The 12,749-nt window shown below is 74.5% G+C and carries 8 protein-coding genes; 4 read left to right on the plus strand and 4 right to left on the minus strand.

The window, feature by feature from the left end; all coding sequences use genetic code 11:
• The first annotated feature begins 30 nt into the window (after window positions 1-30).
• Both SMD20_RS34595 and SMD20_RS34600 read left to right on the plus strand, forming a co-directional pair.
• On the plus strand, window positions 31-1,311 hold the full coding sequence (locus tag SMD20_RS34595; RefSeq protein WP_329589376.1) for a hypothetical protein: 1,281 nt from the start codon (window positions 31-33) through the stop codon (window positions 1,309-1,311).
• A 96-nt stretch (window positions 1,312-1,407) separates the two neighbouring features.
• Entirely contained in the window at window positions 1,408-1,740 is a 333-nt protein-coding gene (locus tag SMD20_RS34600; protein WP_329589378.1) for a hypothetical protein, read from the plus strand.
• A 33-nt stretch (window positions 1,741-1,773) separates the two neighbouring features.
• On the opposite strand, the gene SMD20_RS34605 is transcribed toward SMD20_RS34600, so the two are convergent.
• Window positions 1,774-2,823 carry an alpha/beta hydrolase gene (locus tag SMD20_RS34605; protein ID WP_329589380.1) on the minus strand — a complete coding sequence of 350 codons (1,050 nt, stop codon included), beginning with the start codon at window positions 2,821-2,823 and terminating at the stop codon, window positions 1,774-1,776.
• Between the two features lie 235 nt (window positions 2,824-3,058).
• On the opposite strand from SMD20_RS34605, the gene SMD20_RS34610 reads away from it, so the two are divergent.
• The gene (locus SMD20_RS34610; protein ID WP_329589381.1) at window positions 3,059-8,665 is read left to right on the plus strand and encodes a polyketide synthase; all 5,607 of its coding nucleotides are present in this window, start codon (window positions 3,059-3,061) and stop codon (window positions 8,663-8,665) included.
• On the plus strand, window positions 8,662-9,975 hold the full coding sequence (gene ccrA / locus SMD20_RS34615) for a crotonyl-CoA carboxylase/reductase (RefSeq protein WP_329589384.1): 1,314 nt from the start codon (window positions 8,662-8,664) through the stop codon (window positions 9,973-9,975). The genes SMD20_RS34610 and ccrA overlap by 4 nt, the downstream gene beginning before the upstream one ends.
• Here ccrA and SMD20_RS34620 read toward each other — a convergent pair.
• From SMD20_RS34620 to SMD20_RS34630, 3 genes are all read right to left on the minus strand, one after another.
• Window positions 9,950-11,227 (minus strand): PucR family transcriptional regulator, encoded by a 1,278-nt coding sequence (locus SMD20_RS34620; protein ID WP_329589386.1) that lies wholly within the window; start codon window positions 11,225-11,227, stop codon window positions 9,950-9,952. The two genes, ccrA and SMD20_RS34620, sit on opposite strands and share 26 nt — an antisense overlap.
• A gap of 92 nt (window positions 11,228-11,319) precedes the next feature.
• Window positions 11,320-11,520: an EF-hand domain-containing protein gene (locus SMD20_RS34625; protein ID WP_091092764.1), complete on the minus strand. Its 201-nt coding sequence runs from the start codon at window positions 11,518-11,520 to the stop codon at window positions 11,320-11,322.
• A gap of 93 nt (window positions 11,521-11,613) precedes the next feature.
• Entirely contained in the window at window positions 11,614-12,741 is a 1,128-nt protein-coding gene (locus SMD20_RS34630; RefSeq protein ID WP_329589391.1) for an FAD-dependent oxidoreductase, read from the minus strand.
• Window positions 12,742-12,749 lie beyond the last annotated feature (8 nt).

The following is a 12,749-nucleotide window of genomic DNA, read 5'->3' on the forward strand; positions in this document are numbered from 1 at the left end:
GCCACGATCACCCCCAGGAAGTCAGGTGCCATGCGAAAGCGGCTGCGGCAGCTCCTCGTCCTCGGAATCACCTTGTCGTTCCTCGGGATCGGCCTCCCGGCCTGGTCGGCCGACGATCCGCGCAGCTGCAACGACCTGCTGGCCGCGGACACCCCCGCGTACGTCGTCTGCACCTGGATGGCCACTCCCGAGGAGGCCGCCGACATCGCGAAGTTCTGGCTGGGCAACGACGGCCAGAACATGATCGACTCCGGCCCGCAGGGCACCATCCGCGTCGACTGCACCGACCCCGCCAACGCGTGCGCCGTGGACTCCGAAGGCGACGGCGAGGCCCACGACGCGGGCGACCCGGACGTCGAGGGCGCCGAGGACGGCGGCACGCCCGAGTGCCAGAACGGCGAGCAGTGCTACACCGACGGCAGCCAGATCAGCGCCGCCGACAAGGCCGCCGCCAAGCAGACCGCCGCCGGTCAGGCCGCGACCGCCGCCACGCCGACCGGCCTGCGCCTCTGGATCGAGACCGAGCTGGCCGACGACTACCAGGCCGGCAAGCTGGACGAGGCCGTCAAGAAGGTCGCCGCGCTGGCCGCCACGCAGCCCGGCGTCGTCGGCATCCGCTTCACCTCGCAGCTCGGCTTCAACACGACGTTCGACAGCGCCGACGAGATCGACAAGTTCGTCGCCACGGCCGCCAGCGCGCTGCGCGCCGCCGTGCCGGGCCGCAAGCTGTCGGTGCACACGGTGGCGCCGGTGCTCGGCTGCGGCGCGAACGACGCCTGCAAGGCCGAGATGAGCAAGAAGTACCCGCTGCTCGACCCCGACCGGGTCGGCGCCTGGCTGACCAAGGGCTACGCCGACCAGCTCGCCCTGGACAACGTGCTCCTCGCGAGCGGGTACGCCACCTGGAAGATCGACGCCGCCGAGGCCCAGCGCAACCAGTCCATCCAGATCCGCGGCCGGGCCTGGGACGCCTACGCCCAGATCGCCGTCGAGGACGCCACCATCACCTCCGCGCTCACCGCCGAGCAGGTCACCCAGGCCCTCACCGAGCGCGTCGCCGCGCCGCTCCAGGAGGACGCCGCCGAGACCGTCACCCTGTGGACCCGCTGGGTGAACCCCGAGAACCAGACGGTCCGCGTCTACGGCGACAAGTGGGCCGCGACCCCGGCGTGGGAGCAGCTCGGGAAGCTCGGCTCGCTCCGCGCCCGCCTGGCCACCTTCTACGACCCGGCCCACCCCGAGATCGACCTCGCCACCGACCTGAAGCGGCTGTCCGAGGTGTTCGGTCAGGTCTACCTGCACGTCGCCTGAGCCGCCTCGCCCGCGACAGTCGTTGCCCGGACGGGGCCGGCGTGAGAGTTTCGGTAACCGACGGGGGTTGACCATCTCACGCAAGGGGGCTCCGCCATGACGGAGGACTTCGCCGAACTGCCCGCGCCGCAGTCCGTGCGGCTGATCGACTTCGAAGAGGCGCGGGTGGTGCCGGGGATCGTGCCGAACACGTTCATCCTGGTCGTCAACGGCACCAAGCCGTACCTGACCATGCACGTCGAGCTGTCGCCGCTCGTGTACGTCCGGCAGCCCGACTACTGGGGCATCGAGGTCGTCGGCCGGCTGCGCGGCATCGGGCTGCCCGCGACCGCGCCCTACTCGGTGTCGCTGCCGCTCGACGGCATCCTCGGCGCCAAGGGGATCGAGGTGATCGGGGCGGGCGGACGCAAGACGTTCGACGTTCCGTAGGCGGAGGACACGGCGGGCCGGTGGCCCGCCGCGTCATCCCCGCCGCAGCCCCAGAGCGCGCACGATCATCGGGTATGACCTCTTGAACTCACGCGTCCAGTACGGCCAGGTGTGCGTGCCGTCCCCGTACAGGTGCAGCGTGTGCCGGATGCCGAGTTTCTTCAGCCGCTCGCTCAGCGCCCGCGCGGTGTAGGCGGAGATCGGCTCGCCCAGGTGGGCCGGGTTCCAGGCGGCGCCGGGCAGGTCCAGCGGGCCGTTCAGTGACGTGCTGCCGCTGGAGATGTAGAGCGACGTGCCGCGGAGGCCGGCGGCGAGCGCCAGGGGGTCGTTGGCGGCCCACACCTTCGCGTCGCGCTTCGGGTCGCCCCACAGCGCGAGCGGATCCTGCTTCTCGCTGGCCTGCGCGTTCATGATGACCGCGGGGATACCCGGCAGCCGGGTGGCCATGATCCCGCTGTACGCGCCCGCGAAGCGGAACATGCCGGGGTTGGCGGCGGCGTACTTGATCGCGCCGTACGCGCCCATCGACAGCCCGGCGACGGCGCGCCGCGTACTGGCCCGGTAGCCGGACTCCAGCAGCCGCCGCACCTCCGAGGTGTGGAACGTCGCCCACTTCGGCGGCCCGCCCCGGCCGGCGTTGTACCAGTCGGAGTAGTTGCCCGCCCGGCCCGCCTCCGGCATGACGACGATGGCGTCCAGGTTGGCGGTGTACGTGGCCACGTCCGTCATCCGGGTCCACGAGGTGTAGTCGTCGGCGCCGCCGTGCAGCAGGTAGAGCACCGGCCAGGTCCGCCCGGCCGTCCGCGACCAGCCTCGGGGCAGGAGCAGGCGGACCGGCGTGAGCTTCCCGACGGCCGGCGAGGAGACGAGCAGGTCCAGGGTGCGCGCGTCGATCCGGCGCTCGGCGACCACGCGGGCGGGGCCGGGCAGCGCCCGCCGGCCGGGGGCGTACCCGCCGGCGGTGGGTTCGGCGCGCGGTGGCTCGCTCTCCTGGGCGAACGACCAGTCGGGGTCGGCGGAGGCGGGGGCCGCGCAGGAGAGCAGCAGCGCCGTCGCCGCCGCCAGTGCCGCCAGGGCACGCATGGGAGCCCTCCTTCGCTCGGGGTGCAGGCGAGGGTAGGGGTGTCTGTGAGCTCGGGGCTATGAGGTGGCGCAACGAAATCGGCCGTCCGTTGTGGCCCGTCGGACAAATCTGCCCGAGTTGTCACCGGCGTGACAAAACACGACCGAGGAATGTTCCGTACGGTCGTGCCGCCCGTCCGGCGCTCCTCAGTAGGGTGGCCGATCACCCCGGCCCCGGCGCACGCGGGAGTGTTTCGTGGACGTACCCGATGAGAGCGAGATCCGGACCTTCCTCATCGAACGGCTCGGCGGGCAGGTGGATCCCGGCCGGCCGCTGGAGGAGCACGGGCTGTCCTCGCGCGAGGCCGTCGCGGTGGCGGGCGAGCTGGGCGAGCTGCTGGGCCGCGAGCTGAGCCCGACGATCGTGTGGGAACACCCGACGATCGACCGGCTCGCCCGCGCGCTGTCCGCCCCACAGGAGAGCCCTGAAGTCGGAGGTACGGCGGGGGAGCCGGTCGCGGTGATCGGCGTCGGCTGCCGCTTCCCCGGCGCGCACGGCCCCGAGGCGTACTGGAAGCTGCTCGTCGACGGCCGGGACGCGGTCGGCGAGGTGCCGGAGGGGCGCTGGGAGGCGTTCGACGACGGCTCCGCGCGCACGAGCGAGGCGCTGGCCGGCGTCACCCGGCACGGCGGGTTCCTCGCCGACGTGGCCGGGTTCGACGCCGAGTTCTTCGGCATCTCGCCCGGCGAGGCCGCCGCCATGGATCCGCAGCAGCGGCTGCTCCTGGAGACCGCCTGGGAGGCGCTGGAGCACGCCGGTCACGCCCCGCGCACGCTCTCCGGCAGCCGCACCGGCGTGTACGCGGGGCTCTCCGGCACCGAGTACGCCCACCTGACCGGCGCCGACCTCGCCGCCGTGGACGCCTGGACCGCCACCGGGGCCGCGCTCAGCATCGCCGCCAACCGGGTGTCGTACCTGCTGGACCTGCGCGGCCCCTCCCTGGCCGTGGACACCGCCTGCTCCTCCTCCCTCGTCGCCACCCACCTGGCCGTCACCGGCCTGCGCGCCGGCGAGTGCGACCTGGCGCTCGCCGCCGGGGTGAACCTCCTCCTGTCGCCGCTGATCACCGTGGCCTTCGACCGGGGCGGCGGCACCGCGGCCGACGGGCGCTGCAAGGCGTTCGACGCCGCGGCGGACGGGATGGTGCGGGCCGAGGGCTGCGGCGTCGTGGTGCTCAAGCGGCTCGCGGACGCCGTACGGGACGGCGACCGGGTGCTCGCGGTGATCAGGGAGAGCGCCGTCGGGCAGGACGGCCGTTCCAACGGCCTGGTCGCCCCCAACCCGGAGGCACAGGAGTCGCTGCTGCGGCAGGTGTACGCCCGGCTCGGCCGCGGGCCGGACTACATCGAGGCGCACGGCACCGGGACCCTGCTCGGCGACCCGATCGAGGCCAGGGCCATCGCCGCCGCCGTCCCGACGCCGGTCCTGCTGGGCTCGGTCAAGACCAACCTGGGGCACCTGGAGGCGGCGGCGGGCGTCGCCGGGCTCATCAAGGCCGTACTCGCCCTGCACCACGGGGTGATCCCGCCCAGCCTGCACTTCCGCGAGCCGAACCCGCACATCCCGTGGGAGCGGCTGCGCGTCGTCACCGAGCCCACGCCGTGGCCGCGCGGCGAGGGTGGTGACCCGGCGAGGGCGGGGGTGTCGGCGTTCGGCTTCGGCGGCACGAACGCCCACGTCGCCCTGGACGCCTTCCCCGCTCCTCACCTCGGAACCCCGGCCGCCCGCGCCAAGCACGTCTTCCTGCTCACGGACGCGACCCCCCGCCGGGTCGAGCGCCACGCCCGCGTCCTCGCCTCCTGGCAGCCCTCCGCCGACCTGGCGGACGTGGCTCACACCCTCGCCAGGCGGGCCGGACGCGGGCGGATGGCCGCGGCCGTCGTGGCGGGCGACGCCGGGGAGCTGGCCGCCAAGCTGCGCGAGGTCCGGCCGGCCGGGCCCGTCACCACCGCGGAGGGGCCCGTCTGGGTGTTCAGCGGCTACAGCCCGCACCGGCCGTCCCTGGAGCTCTACGCCGCCGAGCCCGCCTACCGCCGCACCCTCGACCTGCTGGCCCCCATGCTGCGCGACGAGGCCGGCATCGACGTCCACGACCCCGGCGCGGCCGGCGTGGCCGTGCTCCAGCCGATCATCTTCGCCGCGCAGCTCGCGCTGGCCGAGACCTGGCGGGCCTACGGCTTCGAGCCCGCCGCCGTGATCGGGCATTCGATGGGCGAGGTGGCCGCCGCGGTGGTGGCGGGCGGGCTGGGCGTCGAGGACGGCGTACTGGTGATCTGCGCGCGGGCCCGGCTGCTCGGCGGGCTGGGCGGCGGCGGGGCCATGGCGGTCGTCGAGACCGGGGCCGAGGAGGTGCCGGACGACCTGCACGTCGCCGTGTACGCCTCGCCGTGCCAGACCGTGGTGACGGGGGAGCCGGAGCGGGTGGCGGAGTTCGCGGCCTCGGTGGCGGCGCGGGGGCTGTTCGCGCGGACGCTGACGGCCGAAGGGGCGGGGCACTCGCCGCAGGTACGGTCGCTGGTGCCGCTGCTGCGCGAGGAACTACGCGGGATCGCGGGGGGCAAGCCTGATATCCCGTACTATTCGCCGGTCTTCGAGGATCCGCGCGAGGCGCCGGCGTTCGAGGGCGCGTACTGGGCGGCCGGGCTGCGCCGTCCCGTACGGCTCATGCAGGCCGTACGGGCGGCGGCCGAGGACGGGCACACCCTCTTCACCGAGCTGGGGCCCCGCCCGCTGCTGTCCGGGGCGCTTCGCGACACCCTGCCCGCGACCGCCCGCGTCACCGAAGGGCCCTTCCACGACCAGCTCGCCGCCGTCGCCGTGGCCGTGCCGCCCCGGACGCGGGGACGGCTCGCCGACGTGCCGCACTCGCCTTGGGAGCACGTACGGCACTGGGCCGAGCCGAAACGGCCGCCGACAGGGCATCCGCTGCTCGGCGCGCACGTCGAGACGCCGTCCTGCCACTCGTGGACCACCACGCTCGACGACCTCTCCGAGGCTCCCTGGCGGCTGCCGCCGGAGGAATGGCACCGCGACGGCCATCCGGTGCTCACGCCCGCCGTGCTGGCCCGGCTCGCCCGCGCGGCCGTCGCGGAGGCTTCCGGGGAGATGCGGCTTCGGCAGGTGACCCTGCACTCCCATCTCCCGCTTCCCGCCCAGGTGACGCTCACCCTCGCGGACGGGCGCGTCGAGCTCTCGGCGAAGAACGCCGCAGGCCGGTGGACCGTCCACGGGAGCGCCATCCTCGGTGTTTCACGGACCGAGACCACCGACCTGCCCCCGGGGCCCGTCCCCGTCACGCTGGACGCCAAGCTCCTCACGCGAGCGTGGGTGAACGTGCCGCCACCGCCGGAGACGGGCCCGCCCCGCGCCTGGCTCATCCTGGCCGACGAGGGGGACGCGCGGGCCGCCCGCCTCCGCACCCTCCTGCCCGCCCCTTCGGGCGAGGAGGTACAGCCGGGTGACGGGGTGCTGGTTCTGGTGCCGCCGGGGCTCGGGGTGGCGGGGGTGCAGCGGGTCATGCTCCGGGTGGCCGAACTGGCTCGGCGAGGCGCGCGGATCGTGATCGCGACCGAGCGGGCCCAGCCCGTACGCGACGGCGACCTCGCCGACCCCGGGCCCGCCGCCCTCCGCGCCCTGGTACGGGTCCTCGCCCTGGAACACCCCGAGACCCGCGCCCGCCTCGTCGACCACGACGACCTCGACGCGCTGGCCCGGGAGCTGTCCTGCGACGCCGAGGACGACGAGGTGGCCTGGCGCGCCGGCGCCCGCTACGCCGCCCGCCTCCGGCGGGTCACCCTCCCGCCGCCCCTCCGCCGTCCCGGCCCCGTGGCGGGACCCGGGGCGTACGTCATCACCGGGGGTCACGGCCACCTCGGCCGCCTCACCGCCCGCCTGCTGCTCGAACGCGGCGCCACCCGCGTCGTACTGAACAGCCGCACCCCCCACCCGGACACCGGAACGGCCGTCAGGACGGTCACCGGCGACCTCGCCGCGCCGGGGACGGCCGAGCGGCTGGTGGCCGCCGCCACCGAGGGCGGGCTGCGGCTGCGCGGCGTCGTGCACGCCGCCGGGGTGCTCGACGACCGCCTGATCGCCGGCCTCGAACCGGACGGCCTTGCCCGCGTGTGGAACGCCAAGGTCATCGGCGCTCAGCGGCTGCACGACGCCACCAAGGACCTCGATCTCGACTGGTGGGTGGCGTTCTCGTCGGCGGCGTCCCTGCTCGGCTCGCCGGGCCAGGCGGCCTACGCCGCCGCGAACGCCTGGCTGGACGCCCTGTGCGAGCGCCGCCGTGCCGAGGGGCTGCCCGCTCTGGCCGTCAACTGGGGTCCCTGGGCGGGGACCGCCGCGCCCGCCACCCCGGCCGTCGAGCCCCTGACGGAGGACGAAGGGCTGGAGGCGCTGGAGGCACTGCTGCAACGTGATTTTCCGGCGGGGGTGGTCAAGCTCGATGCCGGGCGGGCGGTCGCGCTCTTCCCGTCCCTGGTGCGCATCCCGTACTTCTCGGAGGTCGCCGAGGCTCCGGCCCCGGCCCCTGAGGACCTCTCGGGGCCGGCGGCGGTCTCCCGCAAGCTGAGGGAGCGGGCCGCCGCCGTGCTCGGGGTGGAGCCGTCCCGGCTGGGGGACGACGCCGTCCTCACGGACCTCGGTCTCGACTCGCTGGCCGCCACCCGGTTGCGGGGCATGATCGAGCACGACTTCGGCGTACGGGTGGCGGCGGCCCCGCTGCTCAACGGCGGCACGCTGGGCGCGCTGGCACGCGCGGTCACCGAGAGCCTGGGTCTCGCCCCCGCCCCCGTCCTGCCGAGGGACGCGGCGGAACGCCAGGTCACCCGCGTGCTCGCCGGGCTGCTCGGCCGCGAGCCCTCCGTCACCGAGCCGCTGCCCCCCGGCATCCTGCCCGAGGCCCTCGCCCTCCTGGGCCAGGAGTCAGGACAGGAGGTCGTCACCCCGGCCGACCTGGCCGCGGCCGTCAGGCGGGTGGACGAGGCCGAGGCGGGGCGGGGGGTCGTCCGGCCGCTGACCCAAGCCGCTTCCGGCGGTGCGCCGATCTTCCTGGCGCACCCGGCGGGCGGCACCACCGGTGTGTACGCCCTCCTCGCCGCCCGCCTCCCCGTCCCCGTCCTCGGGCTGGAACGTCTGGACCAGCCGGACATCCCGGACCGCGCCGCCCGCTACGCCGAAGCCGTCCGCCGGGCCGCGGAGCCCCCGTACCGGCTGGGCGGGTGGTCGTTCGGCGGGATCCTGGCGTTCGAGATCGCGAGGCTGCTCGGCGAGGACGACGTCGAGCTGCTGGCCATGATCGACTCCGGCCTCCCCGACGAGGTGCGCGAGCCGGACCGCCGCCGGCTCGCCGCCCGCCGCTACGCGGCCTTCGCCGCCTACCTGACCAGGACGTACGGCGCCCCGATCCACCTGGACGGCGCGGAGCTGGAGGCGCTGGACGAGCCGGCCCAGCTCGCGCTCACCGAGGCCAGGATCGCCGAGTCGGGCGTGCTCGCCACCCTGCCGCCCGCGATCCTGCGTCACCAGCTCACCTCGCACGACGACACCCGGGCCATCGAGCGCTACCGTCCCGCCGGCCCGTACCACGGCCGCGCGGTCCTCTACCGTTCCACCGAGCCCGCCCCCTGGACCGTCGAGGACCCCCGGTACGCCCACGCCGGCGACCCGGCGCGCGGTTTCGCCCCGTACGCGCCCCGGCTGGAGGTCGTCGAGATCCCCGGTTCGCACCACCTCAACCTGCTCGACCCGCCCCACGTCGAGGTCATCGCCGAGCACCTGAAGGGACTACTCCTGTGAAGACGACAGCACTCGCCGAGGCGGTGGTGGCCGGCGCCGAGCCGGCCGAGCTGGCGCGCCTGGACGTGCCCTCCGCCTACCGCGCCGCCCACCTGCGCAAGGACGAGGTCGGCAGCTTCGACCAGGACGACCAGGACAAGGACGTCCGCCGTACGCTGCACGTCGGCGAGGTGCCGATGCCGGAGCTGGCCGAGGACGAGGTGCTGGTCGCGGTCATGGCGAGCGCGATCAACTACAACACGGTGTGGTCGGCGATGTTCGAGCCGGTGCCGACGTTCGCGTTCCTGGAGCGGTTCGGGCGCACCGACGCCCGGCACGACCTGCCGGTGCACGTGCTCGGCTCGGACGCGGCCGGCGTGATCGTCAGGACCGGCCGCGCGGTCCGCCGCTGGCGGGTGGGCGACCGGGTGGTGACCAGCCCCGCGTACGTGGACGGCGAGGACCCGGTCGTCCAGCACGACGGCATGCTGGCGGGCGACCTGCGCGCCTGGGGCTTCGAGACGAACTTCGGCGGCCTCGCCGACTTCGCCGTGGTCAAGGCGACCCAACTCCTCGCCAAGCCCCGGCACCTGAGCTGGGAGGAGGCCGCCTGCAACATGTTGTGCGCCTCGACCGCGTACCGGATGCTGGTCGGGGAGCGCGGCGCGCGCATGAAGCAGGGCGACGTGGTGCTGCTGTGGGGGGCGACGGGCGGCCTCGGCGGGTACGGCGTGCAGCTCGTCAGGAACGGCGGCGGCATCCCGGTCGGCGTCGTCGGCAGCCAGGAGAAGGCCGAGCTGCTGCGCCGCATGGGCTGCCCGTACGTCGTGGACCGTTCGCAGCTCGACGGCGGCCTGGCGGACGAGAAGGGCTGGCGGCGGCTCGGCGCGGAGATCAGGCGGCAGGTGGGGGAGGACCCGGCCATCGTCTTCGAGCACTCGGGCAGGGAGACGTTCGGGGCGTCGGTGTACGTCGCCAAGCGCGGCGGCGCGGTCGTGACCTGCGGTTCCTCCAGCGGCTACGCCCACGAGTACGACAACAGGCACCTGTGGATGAAGCTCAAGCGCATCATCGGCTCCCACGGCGCGAACTACCAGGAGTGCCACGAGGTGAACCGGCTGATCTCGCTCGGCATGGTCCATCCCACGCTGTCGGCCGTCTACCCGCTGGAGGAGGCGGCGGAGGCGGCCCGCGCCGTCCAGCTCAACCAGCACGTCGGCAAGGTCGGCGTGCTCGCCCTCGCCCCGTCGGAGGACCTGGGGATCGAGGACCACGCGCTGCGGGCGCGGATCGGCGAGGACCGGCTCAGGCTCTTCCGCCGGCCGCTCTGAACGTCCTGTTCACGGCCTGGCGGGCGCGGAGCGCGATCTCCAGCTCGAACCGGACGTCCGGGTCGGCGAGCTGCTCGCCGTACAGCTCTTCGAGCTGGCGTAACCGGTAACGCACGGTCTGGGGGTGTACGTGCAGGCGGGCGGCGACCTCGCCGGCCCCGCGCCCGTACCGCAGCCAGGCCAGCAGCGTCTCGGCCAGCCGGTCCTGCTGGGTGGGGCGGAGGTGCGCGAGGGGCGCGAGCCGCGCCTCGGCCAGGGCGTTGACCAGCTCCTCGTCCTTGAACACCACCAGCGTCGCCATGTGCTCCTCGCAGCGCGGCAGCCCGCGCGGCAGCACCCCGCGCCGCGACAGCTCCAGCGCCTCCCGCGCCCAGCGCAGGGACGTCGCCGCCGCGGCGAGCGGCACCGCGGGCCCGATCGCGCCCCAGTAGCCGCGCAGCCCGTGCTCCAGCATCTGCGCCTGTCCCGGCCCGCTCGGGTCGGGCACCAGCAGGCAGGGCGTGGTCCGCTCCAGCCCCGCGAGCACGTCGGGCGGCAACGCCGGCATCCGGGCCGGCATCCGGTACGCCGCCCCGCGCCGCCCCTGCGTGGGTCCCTGTGCGGGCCCCTGACCGGGCCCCTGTGCCGGAACGCCGGGCAGGTCGTCGAGCGCCACGCAGGCGACCGTGCGCGGCAGCCGCCACCCGGCCGCCTTGGCCAGGTCGGCGATCGCGTCGGGGCTCGCGGCCGGCTGGCTGAGCAGCAGGTCGAGCAGCCGGGCGCGGCGCCGTTCGATCTCGCCGGCGGCCCGCGCCCTGGCCTCCTCGAACCCCTCGGCCGCGGCGTCGGCGAGCTGGTCGAGGTAGACGAAGATGGTCTCGCCCAGGTCGTACAGGCATTGGGGGGAGAGCCCGAGCGGGTCGGCGATCTCCGTGAGCCGCCGCCAGCCCACCCGTGCCCCGAGCCGGAGCGCGGTCTGGAGCGGCTCCAGGTTGCGCCCTTCCGCGGCCTCGCCCTTGCCGACCATGCGGAACGGCTCGGGGTCCCAGGCGGCGTCGGGGCTCTCGACGCGGTCGAGAAAGCCCTCGATGGCCTGCTCGACCGCGGTGCGCAGGACCTTGATGTAGAGCTCGTCCTCCCGCCTGGCGTACTCGGGGATGCGGTTCTGGATCTCCTCGATCACCTCTTCGGAGACCCGGCCGATGCCCGACCTGAGCGTCTTCACGAGGCCCGCGGGCGCCCGGCTTTCGCGTACGTCACTCTTGATGGCCATCGTCCCTCCTGTCGCCATTGTGACCCAGGCGACAGGAGTTTTGTAGCAAGTGCTTGGTTTTATCACATCCGGCTATACCGGCGACGGACCGCTCACCGGCTGACGAAGGCGCCGAACTCCTCCACGTCGATGAGCCCGTCGCCGTCCTTGTCGAGCCTGCGCACGCCCTCCTGCGCCGCCTCCAGCGTCACCGGCTGGCCCATGATCTCCATGAGCCGGACGAGCTCCTCGGCCGAGATCCGGCCGTCCTTGTCGACGTCGATGAGATCGAAGGTGATCGCGTAGTCGCTCATATGGGGGGCCTTTCTGGGTTGTCGTCGCGTTCGAACCTTAGTGGCGCGGATCGCGGCCCGTCGATGGAACGCCATTCCCCCGCAAACGCCGCCCTAACGGACCTGTTCGGGGCTCTGGAGCTCGTCGAAGAAGGCGACCGCGCCGGCCGGGTCGGGGCTGACGATGCGGTCGAGCCCGGCCGCGGTGAACGCCGCCCACCTGGCCGCCCGCGTCTGCATCCGCTCCTCGAAGGCGGCGACGGCCTCGTCCAGGCGGCCTGGAGCGGCGGTGGCCACGGCCTCGGCCAGCTCGGCTCCCTCCAGCAGCGCGAGGTTCGCGCCGGCCCCGAGCGGCGGCATCAGGTGGGCGGCGTCGCCGAGCAGCGTCACCCCGGGGACGTGGGCCCAGGTGTGCGGCACGGGCAGGACATGCAGCGCGCGGTGCGTGAAGGTGCCGCCGTGCCTGAGCAGGTCGAGCAGCGGATCGGCCCAGCCGTCGAACAGGGCGAGCAGCCGCTCCCGCGCGGCCTCCGCGTCCTCCGGCTCCGCCCGCCGCTCCAGCGGGGCGCGGAACTGGGCGTACACCTTGACGTGGCCGCCGCTGTTGCGCTGCGCCACGAGGGCCTTGTTCACCCCGTACACGGCCATGGAGCCGTCGCCGATCAGGCGCGCGAGGTCGGGGTGGCGGGTGTCCACGTCGTCCAGCGACGTCTCGGCGTAGCGCACGCCGGTGTAGCGCGGGGTCGCGGGCGAGAGCGCCGGGCGCACCCGCGACCAGCCGCCGTCCGCGCCGACCACCAGGTCGTACGTCTCCTCGCCGCCGTCCGCCGTGCGCACCCGCACCGTGGAACCGGCGGACGGCACGACCTCGGTCACGGTCCGGCCCCACTGGACGTCGAGCGGCCCGAGCAGCAGGTCGCGCAGGTCGCCGCGGTCGATCTCGGGATGCTGGGGGTCGCCGGGCCTGGGCGCCCAGTCGCGCAGCACGGTCCCGTCCTCGGCCAGGATGCGCATGGCCTGGCCCTCGGGGCGCGCGCGGGCCCGGAATCCGGCGAGCACCCCGGCCTGGTCGAGCGCCCACTGGCCCATGTTCTCGTGCAGGTCGAGGGTGCCGCCCGGGGGCCGGGCGTGGGGGCCGGGGTCGCGTTCGTAGACGGTGACGGGGTGGCCGTGGCGGTGCAGGACGCGGGCGAAGGCGAGGCCGCCGGGGCCCGCGCCGACGACGGCGATACATTGTCTCATGTCGATAC

The sequence above is a fragment of the Nonomuraea sp. LP-02 genome, assembly GCF_036289125.1.
Lineage (GTDB): Bacteria > Actinomycetota > Actinomycetes > Streptosporangiales > Streptosporangiaceae > Nonomuraea > Nonomuraea bangladeshensis.

What these genes read in the sequence shown, in the direction of transcription:
- SMD20_RS34600 (WP_329589378.1), top strand. Translation starts at nt 1,408, where the DNA reads ATGACGGAGGACTTCGCCGAACTGCCCGCGCCGCAGTCCGTGCGGCTG.
- SMD20_RS34630 (WP_329589391.1), bottom strand. Translation starts at nt 12,741, where the DNA reads ATGAGACAATGTATCGCCGTCGTCGGCGCGGGCCCCGGCGGCCTCGCC.
- SMD20_RS34605 (WP_329589380.1), bottom strand. Translation starts at nt 2,823, where the DNA reads ATGCGTGCCCTGGCGGCACTGGCGGCGGCGACGGCGCTGCTGCTCTCC.
- SMD20_RS34620 (WP_329589386.1), bottom strand. Translation starts at nt 11,227, where the DNA reads ATGGCCATCAAGAGTGACGTACGCGAAAGCCGGGCGCCCGCGGGCCTC.
- SMD20_RS34595 (WP_329589376.1), top strand. Translation starts at nt 31, where the DNA reads ATGCGAAAGCGGCTGCGGCAGCTCCTCGTCCTCGGAATCACCTTGTCG.
- SMD20_RS34625 (WP_091092764.1), bottom strand. Translation starts at nt 11,520, where the DNA reads ATGAGCGACTACGCGATCACCTTCGATCTCATCGACGTCGACAAGGAC.